The 16118-nt window shown below is 61.7% G+C and carries 16 protein-coding genes; 12 read left to right on the forward strand and 4 right to left on the reverse strand.

The features are described 5' to 3' along the window. Positions 1 to 145 precede the first annotated feature (145 nt). Positions 146 to 910 (forward strand): TetR/AcrR family transcriptional regulator, encoded by a 765-nt coding sequence (locus tag DY251_RS01370; RefSeq protein WP_116622035.1) that lies wholly within the window; start codon positions 146 to 148, stop codon positions 908 to 910. Positions 911 to 938: 28 nt separating this feature from the next. On the opposite strand, the gene DY251_RS01375 is transcribed toward DY251_RS01370, so the two are convergent. Further along, positions 939 to 2156, reverse strand: a complete 1218-nt coding sequence (locus tag DY251_RS01375; protein ID WP_116622036.1) for an aminotransferase-like domain-containing protein — start codon at positions 2154 to 2156, stop codon at positions 939 to 941. A gap of 228 nt (positions 2157 to 2384) precedes the next feature. Here DY251_RS01375 and DY251_RS01380 point away from each other — a divergent pair, with 228 nt between their 5' ends. The 11 genes from DY251_RS01380 to DY251_RS01430 all read left to right on the forward strand — a co-directional run bounded on the left by DY251_RS01380 (position 2385) and on the right by DY251_RS01430 (position 12376). After that, complete coding sequence (locus tag DY251_RS01380) at positions 2385 to 3284, forward strand: SDR family NAD(P)-dependent oxidoreductase (RefSeq protein WP_116622037.1); 900 nt, start codon at positions 2385 to 2387, stop codon at positions 3282 to 3284. Continuing rightward, positions 3281 to 4123: a MaoC/PaaZ C-terminal domain-containing protein gene (locus tag DY251_RS01385; RefSeq protein WP_116622038.1), complete on the forward strand. Its 843-nt coding sequence runs from the start codon at positions 3281 to 3283 to the stop codon at positions 4121 to 4123. The genes DY251_RS01380 and DY251_RS01385 overlap by 4 nt, the downstream gene beginning before the upstream one ends. After that, complete coding sequence (locus DY251_RS01390; RefSeq protein ID WP_116622039.1) at positions 4120 to 5787, forward strand: class I adenylate-forming enzyme family protein; 1668 nt, start codon at positions 4120 to 4122, stop codon at positions 5785 to 5787. Before DY251_RS01385 ends, DY251_RS01390 begins: the two co-directional genes overlap by 4 nt. Next, a complete protein-coding gene (locus tag DY251_RS01395; protein WP_116622040.1) occupies positions 5784 to 7217 on the forward strand; it encodes an amidohydrolase family protein in 1434 nt (477 codons plus the stop codon). Before DY251_RS01390 ends, DY251_RS01395 begins: the two co-directional genes overlap by 4 nt. 7 nt (positions 7218 to 7224) lie before the next feature. Continuing rightward, positions 7225 to 8277 carry an ABC transporter ATP-binding protein gene (locus DY251_RS01400; RefSeq protein ID WP_116622041.1) on the forward strand — a complete coding sequence of 351 codons (1053 nt, stop codon included), beginning with the start codon at positions 7225 to 7227 and terminating at the stop codon, positions 8275 to 8277. A gap of 111 nt (positions 8278 to 8388) precedes the next feature. Next, positions 8389 to 9369, forward strand: a complete 981-nt coding sequence (locus DY251_RS01405; RefSeq protein WP_158553207.1) for an extracellular solute-binding protein — start codon at positions 8389 to 8391, stop codon at positions 9367 to 9369. Further along, positions 9366 to 10286 (forward strand): ABC transporter permease, encoded by a 921-nt coding sequence (locus DY251_RS01410; RefSeq protein WP_116622043.1) that lies wholly within the window; start codon positions 9366 to 9368, stop codon positions 10284 to 10286. The genes DY251_RS01405 and DY251_RS01410 overlap by 4 nt, the downstream gene beginning before the upstream one ends. Then, positions 10283 to 11086: an ABC transporter permease gene (locus DY251_RS01415; RefSeq protein WP_137113289.1), complete on the forward strand. Its 804-nt coding sequence runs from the start codon at positions 10283 to 10285 to the stop codon at positions 11084 to 11086. The genes DY251_RS01410 and DY251_RS01415 overlap by 4 nt, the downstream gene beginning before the upstream one ends. After that, positions 11086 to 11499: an FAS1-like dehydratase domain-containing protein gene (locus DY251_RS01420; RefSeq protein ID WP_116622045.1), complete on the forward strand. Its 414-nt coding sequence runs from the start codon at positions 11086 to 11088 to the stop codon at positions 11497 to 11499. The genes DY251_RS01415 and DY251_RS01420 overlap by 1 nt, the downstream gene beginning before the upstream one ends. Beyond that, a complete protein-coding gene (locus DY251_RS01425) occupies positions 11496 to 11915 on the forward strand; it encodes a MaoC/PaaZ C-terminal domain-containing protein (RefSeq protein ID WP_116622046.1) in 420 nt (139 codons plus the stop codon). Before DY251_RS01420 ends, DY251_RS01425 begins: the two co-directional genes overlap by 4 nt. Continuing rightward, entirely contained in the window at positions 11912 to 12376 is a 465-nt protein-coding gene (locus DY251_RS01430; RefSeq protein ID WP_116622047.1) for a GNAT family N-acetyltransferase, read from the forward strand. The genes DY251_RS01425 and DY251_RS01430 overlap by 4 nt, the downstream gene beginning before the upstream one ends. Before the next feature lie 147 nt (positions 12377 to 12523). On the opposite strand, the gene DY251_RS01435 is transcribed toward DY251_RS01430, so the two are convergent. From DY251_RS01435 to DY251_RS01445, 3 genes are read right to left on the reverse strand one after another with little or no spacing between them, the layout of a single operon-like run. Beyond that, entirely contained in the window at positions 12524 to 14191 is a 1668-nt protein-coding gene (locus tag DY251_RS01435) for a N,N-dimethylformamidase beta subunit family domain-containing protein (protein WP_116622048.1), read from the reverse strand. Positions 14192 to 14226: 35 nt separating this feature from the next. Then, positions 14227 to 15072 carry an SMP-30/gluconolactonase/LRE family protein gene (locus DY251_RS01440; RefSeq protein WP_116622049.1) on the reverse strand — a complete coding sequence of 282 codons (846 nt, stop codon included), beginning with the start codon at positions 15070 to 15072 and terminating at the stop codon, positions 14227 to 14229. A gap of 26 nt (positions 15073 to 15098) precedes the next feature. Continuing rightward, positions 15099 to 16118: an ABC transporter ATP-binding protein gene (locus DY251_RS01445; protein ID WP_245415809.1), complete on the reverse strand. Its 1020-nt coding sequence runs from the start codon at positions 16116 to 16118 to the stop codon at positions 15099 to 15101.

A 16118-nucleotide genomic window follows, 5' to 3' on the forward strand; every position in this document is an offset into this window, starting at 1 on the left:
CTTGCTCATACCGGCGAAACGGGACACTATATAATATGAAATTGAAGTCAATATCATATTTGAGTTGTGCGCCATAGCCGAGCAGCTGGCAAACGACGTTGAACAACCTTGCTGGCGGTGCAATATCGACCAAGGAGGACGGCGCATGACAACAGGTCAGAAACTTACGCAAGCCGATGGTGGCAGGGCAGAACCACCGGTCTTCATGCGCTATGCCGACTACCTCAAACGCGGCCTGGACACGCTTTCGTTCGGCTCTAAGGGGGACCGGACACGCTATCGGCTGAAGATCGCCGCCGCCCGAGCACTGGAGGAAGTCGGCTACACGGACCTGAAAGTCTCCGATGTTTGTTCCAACGCCGGTGTCGCTCTAGGTACTTTCTATGTCTATTACAAGGACAAGAACGAGATCGCTATCGAGGTCGTCATCGACTTCGTGACTCATATGTACGAGACGGCGCGGCAGGTCGGCCATGGCCGCAGCGACTTCGATGCGATCCTGAACACCAACCGTGCTTTCGTCGCCATGTACGAGGCCAATCCCGGCCTGATGAAATGCCACGTCCAATTGCAGAGCCAGTTGTCCGAATTCCAGGACATCTGGCGCCCCATGCACCAAAAATGGATAGAAACACTCGGGCGTTCGATCGCACGGCGCAGTCAGTACAAAGGCGGGATCGGGTCGCCGGTCGGCGTCGCGCGCGCCCTGGAGGGAATGGTCTTTTACTACCTCTATTCAGTGATCGTCTCCCAAGATCATCTGTTCGAGGAGGAAGATCCGTCTCGCGCCGACAATCTGGCGCTGATGCTGTCCAGCGTCTGGTATCGCGCGGTCTACTGCAAGGATCCTCCGGTGGAAGAGGTCGAGGCAGCACGACATCAGGCTGAGTCGGTTCTGGCTGGTAAATAGTGAATTCCTGGACTGGACAGATATAGCTTCAGCCAAACGCGTCCTTCGCGGCGACGGCTAGGCGGCGCGCACCCTCGCGCAGCACATCCGGTGCATTGCGGGTGAAGTTGATTCGCATGGAACTCGTGTCGACGCCAGCTGGATCGAAGACGCTGCCCGGAACGTAAGCCACCTTCTCGCGCAGTGCCCGCGCATAAAGCACACCGGTATCGATTGTAGAGTTTCGCGCCTTCATCCACACGAACATGCCGCCGGAAGGCACCTGCCACTCGAACCATGGTGCGAGCGTTTCCAGTGCGGCGGCACAGAGCGCATCGCGCCGTTCCCGGTAGTGGCCGACCATGCCGGGCACATGTACCTTTTCGATATCTGCTTCGAGCAGTTCCAGCGCGACGGCATGGGTCAGCATGGAACTGGAGATGTCTGTCGATTGCTTGGCGAGGGTCAATGCCGCGATCATGTCGGGTGAAGCGATGACCCAACCGACGCGCAGTCCCGGTACGATGCTCTTGGATAGCGTGCCGAGGTAAATTACGGGACCGTTATAGGGCCCGCCGGGCATCATCGCGCCGTCCAGGGCAAGCATGCTCGGGCCTGCGTCGCCGTCGTACTGAAGCGGAAGATAGGGATCGTCCTCCACAAGCCAGGTGTCAGCTTCAAGCGCCTTCTCCAGCAGCGCTGCTCGCGCTGGGGTGGGGACAAGCGCGCCTGTGGGATTGGAATAGTTAGGCACGCCGTAAACAAACTTGGCCGAGCGAAGCGTTTCGACCGACGTTCCCGGCTTGCCCCAGTCGAGCGGGGTATAGACTGGTTGCCGAGGCCGCCATGCATCAAGCGCTCCGACATACGTCGGATATTGGGTTACAATCCGGTCTCCTTCGTCGATCAGCACCTTGCCGATAAGATCGAGGCCCTGCATCGCTCCCACAGTCAAAAGCACGTTGGAGGTGTCGAAGTGGCGGCCCGCCATGCGGCTCATGCGATCAGCGATATGCGCGCGCAAGGGCATGAATCCATCTACTGGACCATATTCCAGCGCAGCCGCTCCCCATCGTGACAATGCGCGATCGGCAGCTTCGGCTGCCGCGGCCACGGGATAGAACTCCGCTGCGGGCAGGCCACCGGCCATGCTGATGAACGAGGGGTCCACTCCCATCGCCATGAACTGCTGGGTGATGTCGTTTGTCTGCGACAGCCAGCGCGAAAAAGACGGACGGACCGCCGCCCCTCGCTCGTTGTTCAGCATCGCGTTCTCCCGTAGCTGGCCAATCCAGTTCCTGCTCGCAAGGTGCTAAAATTGATATTGACTTCATATTCATTTTGTTGCTCCCTGTCAAAAGCACGAGCTGAAAGCCGGCGATAAGAAGCGGCGGGTCTCGTATGGGAACAAGAGCAGGACGCCCCAACGAATGGGCCGGCGTCCGCCGGGAGAAATTATGCCGATTTCAACGCCACGCGGTCTGGGGTGCAGTCAATGACGGATCGCCTTCACGGTCGTGTTGCGTTGGTCACCGGAGCAGGCCGCGGGCTTGGCCGAGCATATGCGCTGGCGTTGGCTGCCGAGGGCGCGGCTGTCGTCGTCAACGACCTCGGTGGCGATCTGGCCGGTCAGGGCCGCGATCCGAGCCCCGCTGAAGGTGTGGTGGAAGAAATCAAGGCGTCGGGCGGCAGAGCCGTCGTCAGCGGCCATGATGTCGCCGACTGGGCCGACGCGGAAGCAGCCATCAATCTGGCGGTATCGAAGTTCGGCCGCCTCGATGTCCTCGTCAACAATGCCGGAATCCTCCGCGACAAGCTTTTTGCCAATATGACCGAGGAAGAGTGGGATGCCGTCATCCGCGTTCATCTAAAGGGACATGCGGCCACCGCCCGCCACGCAATGGCTTACTGGCGCGCCCGCGCAAAGGCGGGGGAAACTGTCGCGGCTTCGATCGTGCACACGACCTCAGTTGCAGGTCTTGTCGGCAATTTCGGCCAGGCGAATTACGCCGCCGCGAAGCTTGCCGTCATAGGTCTTTCCCGCACGCTCGCACTCGAAGGCGCGAAATACGGGGTGCGCTCGAACGCGGTGTCACCTTCGGCCCGCACGCGCATCGAGACCTCCCTGAAGCCGCCGCCGCCCGGCACTTTCGATACGTTCGATCCTGACAACGTGGCACCCCTGATCTGCTGGCTGGCACTTGAGGATTGTCCCGCGACCGGGCAGGTGTTCCAGGCCTACGGCAATCGGGTTGCGGTTATTGCGCCAAGCGCGCTGGCGGTGGACATTCGCGCCGAGGGGCGATGGGGTATTGAGGATCTGGAAAAAGAGCTTACCCCCCGACTGCCGCGGCTGCCCGGCCTCGGTGACTTCGTCGAAGGATTGCCCGCATGAATACCGCCGCCCAACAGCACGGCGCTGAAGCCATGCCGATAGGCGCAAGCCGCGACTCTGAGGAGTTTCGCACCAGCAGCCATCGCCTCGCCCAGTTCGCAAGATCGGTGGACGATAGCAATCCGCATCATCTTTCAGGTACAGTCGCCTCGCCTGTCTTCGCGCACGTGCCAGTTATGCAGAGCATGGTCGAAGTTCTGACCACGGTCACCAGCGGGTTTGCGCTCCATGGCGAGCATGACTTCATCTACCATCGGCCGATTACTCCCGGTATACGGCTCTTGTCGCGTTCGACACTCATCGGGGTTCACGGCAACCGCGCGGGTACCAGCTACGTTATAAGGTCCGACACGGCCACCGATGACGGGCAAGCTGTTTGCAGTCAGTACAGCACGTGTTTGGTCCGTGGTTCGGAGTCATCTGCAAGCGTCGGCGAGCGGGTGCCAGCGCGTCCGACGGTCGTCAAGACACAAACAAGCCACCAGGCCTATGGTCTGACGGATGACCAGACCCGCCGCTATGCTGATGCTGCCCGGGACTATTCGCCATATACAATTGACCCCGCTGCTGCTGCGAAGGCAGGTTTTGCCGCACCCCTTGTGCACGGCATGTGCACGCTGGCATTCGCCGCACGGGCGATCGTCGACGAGTGTTGCAGCGGCCAAACGCGACGCCTGAAGCGCCTCGGTTGCCGCTTCGCACACCCGCTGCTGCTGACGCCCGGCGAGCAGATCACGGTCAGTCACTGGATGGGAAGCGACGGTTTCGTAGGGTTCGAGGCTGCCGACCGGGCGGGCAATCTCGTCATCCGCAACGGTTATGCCGAGGTGCTTCAATGACCGTGCCCTTTTCCCCGCGCGAAGAACTCGGCGTGACCAACATTCCGCCGCGCCCGGATAGCTGGGTACGCCACCAGAACGTCGCGCCCGATTGGAGCGCGCTGCCCCAGCAGACGGTGATTGAGATCGTCGCGAAGGGCTGCCTGGAGGATCCCGAGCGGCCGGCGATCATCATCGACGGCGGGCCGACCATGACGCGTCGCGAATTCCTCGACAGGTGCCAGCGTTTTGCCGGTTATCTGAGCGATAAGGTAAAGCCCGGCGACCGCGTCGTCATGATGCTGGACAACAGGCTCGAGTTCATGATTGCGCTGTTCGGGATCATCGCCAACCGGGCTACGATGGTGTCGATCGCCCCGACCGCGATGCAGTATGACGCGGGGCACATCGTCAAGGACGCCCAGCCGACCGTCGCGATCTGCGGCAGCGCCCAGAAACCGATCATCGACGCTGTGCGCGCGAACGTCCCCGCAATGGCGCACGTGATCGTCGTCGACGGGGAGGAGCCTGACGGGCTGAAGCCTTACGAGGATGCGGGGGAACCATTTGACTTCCTGAAGGCCGCGTGCCAGCGCGAGGATATCGTAACGGTTTACTACACCTCTGGTACCACCGGCGCGCCGAAGGGCTGTATGCTTCATCACGGCTGGTGGCTGCGGGTGATCGACATCGACCTCAGGCTGTTCCGACGTGGCTGGCAGGACCGGCAATTGTGCTGCCTGCCCTTCTATTACGCCGATCCGGCGATCCAACTGCTGACCTCGCTGGCCAGCCGCGGAACGATGGTGGCCATGCGCCGCTTCTCTGTTTCGCGGTTTTGGGAAGTGGTCGCGCAGTACGACGCCACCGAAATCCTGTCGATCGCGTCAATTCCGGCGCTTCTTATGAAAGGCGAACCTGGCCCCACGGAGAAGGATCATCGCATCCGCCTCGCCATCCACGCCGGGCTGCCGAAGGAACTACATGCTGAAATGGTGGAGCGCTATGGGTTCCACTGGCACAACCAATACGGCAGCACGGAAGGCGGCGTGATGAGTCGCGTGCCGCACCACATGGCTGACGAACTGATCGGCACCGGCACGATGGGCGTGGAGCCGCCCGGCGTGACCATCCGGCTGGTCGACGACAATGATGTCGACGTGCCGCCGGGAGAAGCCGGCGAGTGTCTGATCGGCGGGCCTGATCTCTATGCGGGCTACCTTAACCGGCCCGACGTAACGACCGAGGCCAACCGTGGTGGCTGGTATCATTCGGGCGATGTCGCACGGCGCGACGAGCGCGGTCTTCTCTATTTCGTTGGCCGCAAGAAAGAAATCATCCGCCGCATGGGCGAGAACATTTCCGCGACCGAGGTGGAGGGTGTGCTGCGCTCGCATCCCAAGGTGATCGAGGCCGCCGTCGTGCCCGTGCCCGATACGCTGCGTGGCGAAGAAGTGAAGGCATACCTGCAATTGAAGCCCGGCGAACAGCTGTCGCCGGAAGAGGTCATCGCTTTCTGCAGGCAGAATCTCGCGGCATTCAAGATCCCGCGCTTCATTGAATACCGCGAGACGGATTTCGAGCGCACTCCTTCGATGCGCGTGCAAAAGCAAGGTCTGATCAAGGAAAAGGATGATCTGCGCCAAGGGGCGTGGGATCGCGAGACCGGCAAGGTGCAGCAATGAGTGCGGCTACCACAAAAGCAGGCCAAGGCAAGCGGGAAACCTGCGATCTGTTGATCGTCCATGGCTGTGTGCTGACCATGGACGCGAAACGTACCGTCTATCGCGACGGCGCCGTCGCGATCAGCGGCCGCCGGATTGCAGCCGTTGGGCCGACCAGCGAAATCGAGAAGGCTTGGACCGCGCACCGGCGTATAGACGCCAAGGGCGCTGCGGTCCATCCGGGCTTTATCGACGGTCACTATCACGCCGGCCTGCACCTCAGCCGCGGCTCGATCACCGACAACCCCAATCCGCCGAAGGACGAAGGAGGGGGCGGGCCTGGTGTTTTCACGCGCTGGATCAACGCCATCACTGACGAGGACGAATACGCCAGCGCCCTGATGGTTTGCACCGAAATGGTGCTCAATGGCTTTACCGGCTTCGTCGATGCGGCCACCAGTTTTTCGCCGGATCTCGTTGCCGAGGCGGCCGAAGCGGTTGGTATCCGCGCATCGGTGACTGATTGCATGCTGTGGGATCTGGTCGGCGGAGAGCCGATGGCGGCCGAAATTTCGCGCGCGCCGTGCGATCTGGCACGTAGCCGTCGCGAGATGGGAGGTCAACTCTGGCGCAACGGTGACGAGAATGCACTGGTGCGTGGCCATGTAGCTGTCTACGGCCTCGGCAGCGCCACCGAGGAATTGATGCGCGAAGCCAAGACGCTGGCCGACCGCGAAGGCACTGTGTTCCACCAGCATCAGAGCCTGATGGCGAGCGACGCCGATTACGACCGCAAGCGCTTCGGCAAGCCTGCGATGGTCCATTTCGCGGAAAAGGGATTGATCGGGCCAAACAGCGTCTTCACGCATATGAACGCGCTGGTGCCGGAGGAAGTCGACGCGGTCGCCGCGAGCGGAATGGCCGTCGTCTGGCATCCGGGCAATTTCATGTACTACGCTATCTCGCAGACGAGCCGTAGCGCTTTTCCGGAACTGCATCGCCGCGGCACATCGGTTGCGCTGGGTACGGATATCGCCAAGACCTGGGTGGTGGGTGACCTCGGAATCATCGCGTATCTGGTGTCGCGCGAGTGGGGAGATTATCTGCCGTCCGAGACGATCCTGGAGATGTTCACCCTCGGCGGCGCCCGCGCAATGGGCATGGAAAAACATCTGGGCAGCCTCGAAGCCGGAAAGCGTGCCGACTTGGTGATCCGCTCGACCGAGTTGCCCGACGCCCAACCCAACGTCAACGTCGTGCGCCAGTTGGTGCTGGTTTCGCGCACCAAGGGCGTCGACACGGTCATCTGCAACGGCGATACAGTGGTGCGAGGGGGACGCCTTGTTCGCCTTGACGAAGGCGAAATCTACGCGCTTGCCCGAGCCTCGGCTATCCAGACGGCCGAACGCGCCGGAATGCGGCCGAGCCGGTCATGGCCCGAGATCGGTTGAGGTTGCGATGACTCGGGTCAGCTTTTCCCAGGTTTCGAAGTCGTTCGGAGCGGTAAAGGCCGTCAGCGATCTTTCGCTAACGGTGTGCTCCGGCGAGTTCACGACGATCCTGGGGCCGAGCGGGTCCGGCAAGACGACGATGCTGTCGCTGATCGCGGGCATTTCACAGCCGAACACTGGTCGCATCGTGCTCGGCGACCGTGATATCACCTTCGTGCCGGCTGCCAAGCGCAACATCGGGCTGGTTTTTCAGAGCTACGCGCTCTTCCCGCACATGAGCATCTTCGACAACATCGCGTTTCCGCTTCGAGTGCGAAGCCTTTCCGCTGCCGAAATCCGCAGCCGCGTGGAAGACGCGCTGCGCATGGTGCGTCTCTCCGGCTTGGAGGCCCGGCGCCCACACCAATTGTCGGGCGGGCAGCAGCAGCGCGTTGCGCTGGCTCGGGCCGTCGTTTTCAAGCCGGATATCCTGCTGCTAGATGAGCCGCTCGCCGCTCTGGACCGGAAGCTTCGCGAAGAAGTGCGCTCCGAGATTCGTGCTCTGCAGCGCGCGCTGGGCATCACAACCATCATGGTGACGCACGACCAGGAAGAGGCTCTGTCGTTGTCCGACCGCGTCGTGCTGCTTTCGGGCGGGCGCGTCGAGCAAATCGGAACGCCTTTCGAGATCTACCATCAGCCGCGCACCCGGTTTGCGGCGGGTTTCCTGGGGTTGGCCAATTTCATCGAAGGCAGGTTAGATCCGGCCGGGGCGATTGTCGGCTCCGAGGGGCGCTTTCCCTGTGCGTCGGCCGGCGAACGAACCGGTGTTGTCTGCGGGCTGCTGCGACCGGAAGACATCACCGCATCGCCGGAAAAGGGTTTCGTGCGCGGCACCGTACGAGACGTCGTCTTTCTCGGCGAGATCGCCCGATACGGCGTCGAACTCGATACGGGCAGGATGATGACGGTCCATGTAGGTGGGGCCGTCGGACGTTTCACCGAGGGGCAGCCTGTCTGGCTCTCGTGGGATCCCGAGCGCATCTGGATTTTGCCGCACGAAGGAGGCGCGGTGCACTGAAGCGGCCGTGGCAGGGCGGCCGAGGCTGCATGTGACCCTGTCGAAACAACCAACAAGGGTGACGCCATGAGAAAATCACTGGGGAACTTGTCTTGGGTCTGTGCAGTCGCAATGACGGCCTGGTCGTCGCAAGCTGTCGCGCAGAACGCCAAAGAACTGCACATCATGGACTCGGGCGGCGAGTATGCCGACTCGCTGGATAAATGCGTTAATGCGCCGCTGCTGAAAAGTGACGGCATAAAGGTCATTCAGGAAACGCCCGGCGGCTACGCCAAAATGGCCGCGCAGGCCAAGTCGGGTGTGATTACAAATACGGTAACCGACGGACCGACGGGTGACATGTACCGCCAGGCGGCGGAAGGTCTGCTCGAGCCGATCGACTGGGCGAAGCTCAATCCTGAACCGATGTTTGAGGAGGCCAAGAATCCGAACGGGTTCGGCGCCAGCTATTACTCGACCATCATGGCATGGCGCAGCGATGCCAAGCCGCCGCAAAACTTCGTTGACTTCTTCGACACCGAGAAGTTTCCGGGTAAGCGCGCGCTTCCGGACTATCCGGAATTTGTCCTCGCCTTCGCCGCCATGGGTGACGGTATGACACCCGAGGAAGTTTCGAAAGGACTGGACCTCGACCGCGCCTTCAAGACGCTGGAGCGCGTCAAGAACGACGTGATATGGTGGCAATCAGGCGCGCAACCGGCACAACTGTTGAAGGATAACGAGGTGCAGTACGCTATCGCCTGGTCCGGGCGTGTGCTCGGCCAGGAGGGTGTCTCCTCGACCTACAATCAGGGCATGCTCGACATTTCCTGGTGGACGGTCGCCAAGGGCATCACCGACGATCAGCGCGACATGCTCTACAAGTGGCTGCGGCTGCAGACCAACGCGGAAGTGCAGAAATGCCTGCTCGACTTCCTGCCCTATCCGGGGCCGAGCCCGGAGTTGGAGAAAATCGTGACGCCGGAAGTGCTCAAGACGTTCCCGACATCCGCGGAAAACAAGAAGGTGCAGTGGTTGATGCCCGGCCAGTGGTGGTATGACAACGCGAAGGAAGTCGAGAAACGCTGGAATGACTTCAAGCTGCTGCAGTGACTGAAGAAACGCGCGATCAGAAAGACGCCATGACCCCAGCGACTCTCGCCCTAGAAGCCGCATCCGGCCGCCCACAGGCGCCGGCACGCCGGCAGGGGAGAGTCCGCTGGGACTTGGTGTTGCTGATCGCGCCGCTGCTTATCCTGGTCGTCGCCATCTTCGACGTGCCGCTCCTGAACACGCTATACTGGAGCACCGTCGACGATGCCGGAAACCCGACCACCGAGCATTTCCGCGAGTTTGCCGAATCCTCCGCGTATATGCGCATCATCTGGCGTACGCTGGTCATCGCGCTGGAGGTGACTGCGATCACTGCGGTTGCCGGCTATGCGCTCGCCTACTGGATCACCAAGCTCGGCCGACGCCTGCGCATGGTCATGCTGGGGCTCGTGGTGACGACTTTCTGGGTCTCGATCCTGGTGCGCACCTACGCCTGGATCGTCATCCTGGGAAATGCCGGCCTCGTCAATCGCACTCTGATGGACCTCGGCCTGATATCGAAACCAGTTCAGTTTCTCTATAACGAGCTTGGTATCCTGATTGGCATGGTCAACGTGCTTCTGCCTTTTCTGGTATTGCCGCTCTATGCCGCGATGGTCCGCCTCGATGAGCGACTGTTGCAGGTTGCCGAGACCTTGGGCGCGAGCCGCCTTCGCATCTTCTGGCAGGTGTTCTTCCCGCTGACGGTCCCGACACTTGCCGCATCTTGCATCCTCATCTTCATCCTCAGCCTCGGCTTCTACATCACGCCGGCAGTGCTGGGTGGCGGCAAGGTGCCGCTGGTGGCCAACATGATGGACCTTCTGATAAACCGCTTCGCGCGGTGGGAGATCGCGGCAGTGGTGTCGGTGGTGCTGATGGCCGTGACGCTTTCTCTCTACGCGATATACCAGTGGATACGGGAGCGCAGCGCATGAACGCCCGTTCCAGGCTTTCCACGGTCTGGCTGACGGTGGTCGGCGCCTCGGTGCTGCTTTTCCTGTGTCTGCCGGTTCTCATCGTCGCCCCGATGTCGTTTTCCAGTGCCCAATCGCTGGAATTCCCGCCACCGAGCCTGTCGCTGCGCTGGTATGAGAATCTGCTGGGCAATCCGATCTGGATAGACGCCGGCAAGAATTCCCTGATGCTCGCCACTCTGTCCAGCAGCGCGGCCATCGTGCTGGGAACGCTGGCGGCATACGTTTTGGTTCGCGGCAACTTTCCGGGGCGTCACTTGCTTGAGGCGAACTTCATGGCGCCAATGATCGTTCCCTCGATAATCACAGCGGTAGCGCTCTATATCTTCTTCGCCAGGATAGGCCTGCTCGGCAGCTTCACGGGCCTCGTACTTGGCCATACCATTTTGGCCGTCCCCTATGTCGTGCTGATCATGCAAGCGGCGATCCGCTCATTCGACATACGCATCGAACAGGTGGCCGCCACGTTGGGCGCTTCGCAAAGGCAGATCCTTACGATGGTGGTGCTGCCCAACCTCGCCCCGAGCGCTGCCGCCGCTTGGATATTTACCTTCGTAATGAGCTTCGACGAGGTTGTCGTGACGCTGTTCATCTCGGGCACGACAACGACGATACCGAAACGCATGTTCAGCGAACTCATGCTGCAGGTGAATCCCACGATCACCGCCGTGGCAACGCTGCTTATCGCCTTCAACCTCGTTGCGCTTGCCGGCCTGTTACTTTTGACGCGGCGTCGTGGGTTTCCGGGAGGCATGGGCTGATGCAGCCGGGCGACATCCTCGATGAATGGCAGTTCACTGTCGAGGCGGGAAAGGTGCGCGAGTTTGCGCGCGCTGTCATGCAGCCGGACTGGGCCACCGCAGAGGTCGCGCCGCCAACCTTTCCGATGGTCGCTTCGGCTGGTTTCGTCGAGCGACTGGTGACCAGCATTCTAGCTCTCGACCGGTCCCGTACAGTGCATGGAGAGCAGGCTTTCGCATATGCTCGGCCGATCCATGCCGGTGATCATCTGCGCTGCAGGGCGCGGTTGGTGAGCGACGAGCACAAGCAGGGGCGGCGCGGCGGCACCATGCGCGTGGTCGTCACAGAGATAGAATATACCGATCGCGACAATGGCGATCCGGTCTGCCGCGAGACGATGACGTCGATAGAGAAGGCGGCGACCTCGCCATGACCCTGTCGCCTCTCGAGCCTATAGAATTTCCACCGCTTACGCGCACGGACCTGGTCCGCTACGCCGGCGCGTCCGGTGATTTCAATCCACTGCATCACGATCACGACTTCGCCACCGACGCTGGCCTGCCTGACGTGATGGCGCATGGCATGCTGACGGCCGGGCTGCTCGGTACGGCGCTAACTCGCTGGTTTGGCGTCGGGAGCCTGTCGCGCTATTCAGTGCGGTTTCGCAGCCCGGTATGGCCGGCTGACCGGCTGGTCGCTCGCTGCACGGAGATTGCGCCTGCACCGGACGATACCGGTTGTCTCGACGTAACGGCAGAAATGGTTCGCGCGCCGGACGATATAGTTCTTTCGGGGACGGCGAGGATACGTCGTAGCGCCATTATATCTGCATCGGGAAGCGTTCCATGACAGCAAATTGCTTCGTCCGCCCTGCTGCTCCCGCCGATCGCGATGCGTTTCTGAGCATGTGGAGCAATTTCGTCGCACTGGCGCCGGACGAACCCGGCAACCCCGATATCGGCGAATTGAACTGGAATCGCATCATGGACACCGGCTGCGGCCTGCGCTGCCTGATCGCCTGCGCATCCGACACGACACCGGCCGGTTTCACCCTCTATCTAGCATTCCCGTTTACCTGGAGCCGTGGTGACGCCTGTTATCTTCAAGACATCTATGTTGACGCCAGCTATCGAGGGAAAGGAATCGCTCAGGCGATGCTGACTGAGCTCAAATCAATCGGCGAGAGCGCCGGCTGGTACAAGATCTTTTGGATGACACAACCCGACAACCACGCAGCGCAGCGTCTCTACGAAAAGGTCGCGCAGCGCATGGACTATCTTCGCTACGATCTTGTCGTCGGCCCACCCTGATATAGTGCTCACGGCAATTGGCGAACATCGACACCCGTCGCCATCCAATCCCGTCCAAAAAGTTGCAGCTCTTATGCACGTCTGCGCCTGCTTCACGGGCGCGGCAAGGCTCGGCTCTATTGCTTCGTGGTTTTGCGGCAGCTGACGTTATGATCTCGTAAATCGATCGAGTACGTTACGGGTGATCTGCTCAGTAAAGCGGTCGCCGCGCTTAAGACCCATGACCCACTCGCATGTAGCGGCAGTCAGCACCTCGCCTTTGCCGCGCGTCATGTGCACCATCATTCCGGCGCCGTATTTGTAGCGGGCGAGGGCTTCCGGCGTAACCTCGCCGGCGACGCATTTCACCAGACCCTCATGGTCACTGCTGCGAACATAATAGCGGAATCCTTCGCCGTCCGGCTCGTCCTCGGCAAGCACCGCCGGCGCCATGGCGAGAATCTCGATCGCCTCCGGCTGGCCATCGACGGGAACGGGGTAGGGCAGGCCATGCCTGAAGGTGTAGTCAAGACCGTCGACCTCGTAGGCAAAGATGCGCTCCTTGTCGCCAAAGATGTCGGCATAGTGCAGCCCGGTGCGGGCAAACGCCCAATGCCCCGGGCGGTAGACGGTGAACCCCTTCTGCCCGTGTGGTGCGAAGCCACCCCAGGACGCATAAAGTCCATGCAATCCGTTGACACCGACCGTCGAGGCGCCCGGCCACGCAACGTCCTTGTCTTCCCATGCGGTCGACAGCAGATGCGCCTTATCGGTACCGGCGACGGGGTCGGTGTTTATGGCATTGAACTTGTGGCAGATCTGGCGCTTGCCGTCGTCTTCCAGGCGGATCTGCCAGAGAAAATTGGCGCCGAAGCGCGCAAGCCTGCCGCCACGCTCGACATAGGCTTCGATCGCCAGCCGCATCTCGCGGGTCCAATACTCGTCGTGGCCAACGATGGCCACACACGGATAGGCGTCGAGCAGCTCCGGCCTGTAGTGGAGGTCTGTCTGTGTGATCATGTCGAGCTGGTAACCTTCCTTCTCTGCCCACACGACGAAATGGCGGTCGAACTGCGCCCAACCGGCGGCTGCGTAGTACTGGCCAAAGCCGTTGGCATAAGCCCATTCCTTCATCGGATAGCGCGGTGCGTCGCCGAATTCCGGCAGCGGATCGGCGCAGATGCGCGGCGCGCCGGGCGGCAACCAGACCACGCCGCGGGTCCATGGGCGCTCAAGCGAGAGCACCGGTGAGGGCTGGTCCGCGTCCGGACCGGCAACGCCGAAATAGTGGTTGGCACCGCCAAAATCATTATAGGCGGTCCAGGTGCCGGTCGGCAGGATCATCAGGATCTTGGCGCGGCGAGTGGCTTCTGTCGGGCGCACAACGAAAAAATGATGCTGTATGAATTTGCCGCCATTGGCGCGAGCGCAGGTCGAGACGACGCGATAGAAGCCCGAGCGTAGGTCAGTGGGCAGTCGCCAGCGATGGCTGATCGGCCAGCCGCAGCCGGAGCGGTATGCATCCGCCGGCGTCGGCGCGAAGACGCCGGGGATGTCCTCGACCTTGAGGATTGTCTCCGGCCGATAGCCGTCGCGGTAGATCTCCAGCGTCCACTGCGGAGCAGTAGTCGAGGAATGGAAAACAACCTCGTCGCCCGGATCATAGGACATGGTATCGGTGTAGGTGTAGACCTCTGGCAGAGCAGGTTCGCCACGCGGTGCCTCGTACCAGGGATTTGAGTGCCAATGCTCGTCGGCGGGCATGGCCCACGCTTTGCGCGGACGGATGTTGACAGGGCCGAGTTCGGGCGGAACGAAATCGTCTTCACGGGACATGGGCTTGCTCTCTCAGGTCATCAGCAGGAAGGTCATTAAAGCGGGTAGGAGACGAGTTGGCCTGGCAGGCCGAGCGTCACCCAGAGCCGACCGTCATGAACGCAGCAATTGGTCGGGTCACTGCCTTCACCACAATCGATCATCATGATGAGCTGGCCTTTGGTGTCGAGAACTGCGATCCGGTCGCCGGTGCTGCCGGTGACGTAGAGCAGGCCCTCATGGAAGACCATTCCGTCTGGATTGAAGCGGTCGTCGAGGCGAACCCATTCGATCATCTCGCCGACGCTGCCGTCGTTCCAGTCGCAGCGCATCAGACGATGCTCCATCGTGATGCCGACGATCAGCGAGCCGTCGGGATGGAACACCAGCCCGTTCGGGAAGCCGCTCATCTTGGCCAGCGCACGGACTTTTCGGTCCTGACCCGCTGCAAGCAGTTGCCCGCCATGATAGGCATTGGCGTTGGCGCCGAGCACTTCCCAGTTCTGCGGATCGGTGAATACGATCTCGCCTGTCGGCGTGAAGATGAGATCATTTGGCCGCGACGGTTTTGCGCCCGGAAGTTGGTCAGCAAAATTCTCCCAGCGGCCGTCGGGTTGCAGGCGCTGGATGCAGCCGGGAATCATCGGCTCGGCGAGATGCAACGTCTCCAACGATTCTGGCGCAAGCCCGCCATTGTTGCAGATATATAGTGCGCCGTCGGGGCCAAGCCGCATGCCGTTCGGCGCACCAGGGAGGGCGGCCAACTCGCGTACGACGCCGTCCGTGAAGGCGCGGACATTGGCATGAAGGAGGTCGACGAAGGCGATCGAACCATCTGGCAGCGCGACCGGACCTTCCGGAAAGCCCAAGCCAGTCACATGGATTTCCTTGGTCCGCTTCATTTTGTCTCCCTTGTTCTCGTTACGCCTCAGCCGGCAAGAGGCAGCCCGCGCCTGTCACGCCCGACCTCGGCGCCCGCACGCGCCGTCTCGTCGGGCGCGAGGTGACAGGCAACCATCTGGCCAGTGCCGGGCATAGCGCGCAGTGGCGGCACATTTGTCCGGCAGATGTCACGTGCCAGGTGGCAGCGCGGGTGGAATCGGCAGCCAGATGGCACGTCCGCCGGATTAGGCGGGTCACCGGAAAGCATGATCCGCTTCCACCCGACCTGGCGGCGCGCGGCAAGCGTTGGCGCGGCCGACAGCAGGGCCTGTGTGTAGGGATGCAGCGGCCGCTGCATTATCTCGTCAGCCGTCCCCTGCTCGATGATGGTGCCGAGATACATCACTGCAATGCGGTCGGCGACATGGCCGATGACGTCGAGGTCATGCGAGATGATCAGGTAGGAAATGCCGCGCTTGCGCTGGATCTGCAGCATCAGGTTGACAATCTGCGCCTGGATCGACGGATCGAGCGCCGATGTCGGCTCGTCGGCGACGATGATTTCCGGCTCGAGCGCCAGTGCGCGCACGATTGCGATGCGCTGCAACTGGCCACCGGAAAACTGGCCGGGTAGTTTTTGTATATCGATGTTCTCCAGCCCGACGAAAGACAGCAGCTCGCGGATGCGCGCTTCGAGCCCGGCGCCGAGCTTGACGCCATGCGTATCGAAAGGCTCGCGCATCACTTCGGCGATCGTCATGCGCGCATTGAGCGATGCGAGCGGGTCCTGAAACACGGCCTGCAACCGGCGGCGGATGGGCAACATGCGCCGGCCGGTCAAGCCGGTGACGTCGACGCCGTCGAAGCGCACGCGACCGTCCGTCACGTCGACCAGCTTGAGCGCCAGCCGGGCAAGGGTGGACTTGCCGCATCCACTCTCGCCAACCAGCCCCAACGTCTCTCCCTTGCCAACCGCGAGCGAAACACCAGCCACCGCCTGCACGGCGCGGCCGCCGCGGCGCTGCGAGAAGGTTTTCGAGACGGCGTCGAGTTCGAGCAGCGCCAT

Source organism: Mesorhizobium denitrificans, from assembly GCF_003403035.1.
In the GTDB taxonomy this organism is placed as follows: domain Bacteria; phylum Pseudomonadota; class Alphaproteobacteria; order Rhizobiales; family Rhizobiaceae; genus Mesorhizobium_G; species Mesorhizobium_G denitrificans.

Excerpts from the sequence above, each read along its gene's own strand:
- DY251_RS01395 (WP_116622040.1), top strand. The coding sequence starts at position 5,784 with ATGAGTGCGGCTACCACAAAAGCAGGCCAAGGCAAGCGGGAAACCTGC.
- DY251_RS01390 (WP_116622039.1), top strand. The coding sequence starts at position 4,120 with ATGACCGTGCCCTTTTCCCCGCGCGAAGAACTCGGCGTGACCAACATT.
- DY251_RS01420 (WP_116622045.1), top strand. The coding sequence starts at position 11,086 with ATGCAGCCGGGCGACATCCTCGATGAATGGCAGTTCACTGTCGAGGCG.
- DY251_RS01405 (WP_158553207.1), top strand. The coding sequence starts at position 8,389 with ATGACGGCCTGGTCGTCGCAAGCTGTCGCGCAGAACGCCAAAGAACTG.
- DY251_RS01440 (WP_116622049.1), bottom strand. The coding sequence starts at position 15,072 with ATGAAGCGGACCAAGGAAATCCATGTGACTGGCTTGGGCTTTCCGGAA.
- DY251_RS01400 (WP_116622041.1), top strand. The coding sequence starts at position 7,225 with ATGACTCGGGTCAGCTTTTCCCAGGTTTCGAAGTCGTTCGGAGCGGTA.
- DY251_RS01380 (WP_116622037.1), top strand. The coding sequence starts at position 2,385 with ATGACGGATCGCCTTCACGGTCGTGTTGCGTTGGTCACCGGAGCAGGC.
- DY251_RS01425 (WP_116622046.1), top strand. The coding sequence starts at position 11,496 with ATGACCCTGTCGCCTCTCGAGCCTATAGAATTTCCACCGCTTACGCGC.
- DY251_RS01370 (WP_116622035.1), top strand. The coding sequence starts at position 146 with ATGACAACAGGTCAGAAACTTACGCAAGCCGATGGTGGCAGGGCAGAA.
- DY251_RS01415 (WP_137113289.1), top strand. The coding sequence starts at position 10,283 with ATGAACGCCCGTTCCAGGCTTTCCACGGTCTGGCTGACGGTGGTCGGC.
- DY251_RS01385 (WP_116622038.1), top strand. The coding sequence starts at position 3,281 with ATGAATACCGCCGCCCAACAGCACGGCGCTGAAGCCATGCCGATAGGC.
- DY251_RS01375 (WP_116622036.1), bottom strand. The coding sequence starts at position 2,156 with ATGCTGAACAACGAGCGAGGGGCGGCGGTCCGTCCGTCTTTTTCGCGC.
- DY251_RS01430 (WP_116622047.1), top strand. The coding sequence starts at position 11,912 with ATGACAGCAAATTGCTTCGTCCGCCCTGCTGCTCCCGCCGATCGCGAT.
- DY251_RS01435 (WP_116622048.1), bottom strand. The coding sequence starts at position 14,191 with ATGTCCCGTGAAGACGATTTCGTTCCGCCCGAACTCGGCCCTGTCAAC.
- DY251_RS01445 (WP_245415809.1), bottom strand. The coding sequence starts at position 16,118 with ATGGCGCTGCTCGAACTCGACGCCGTCTCGAAAACCTTCTCGCAGCGC.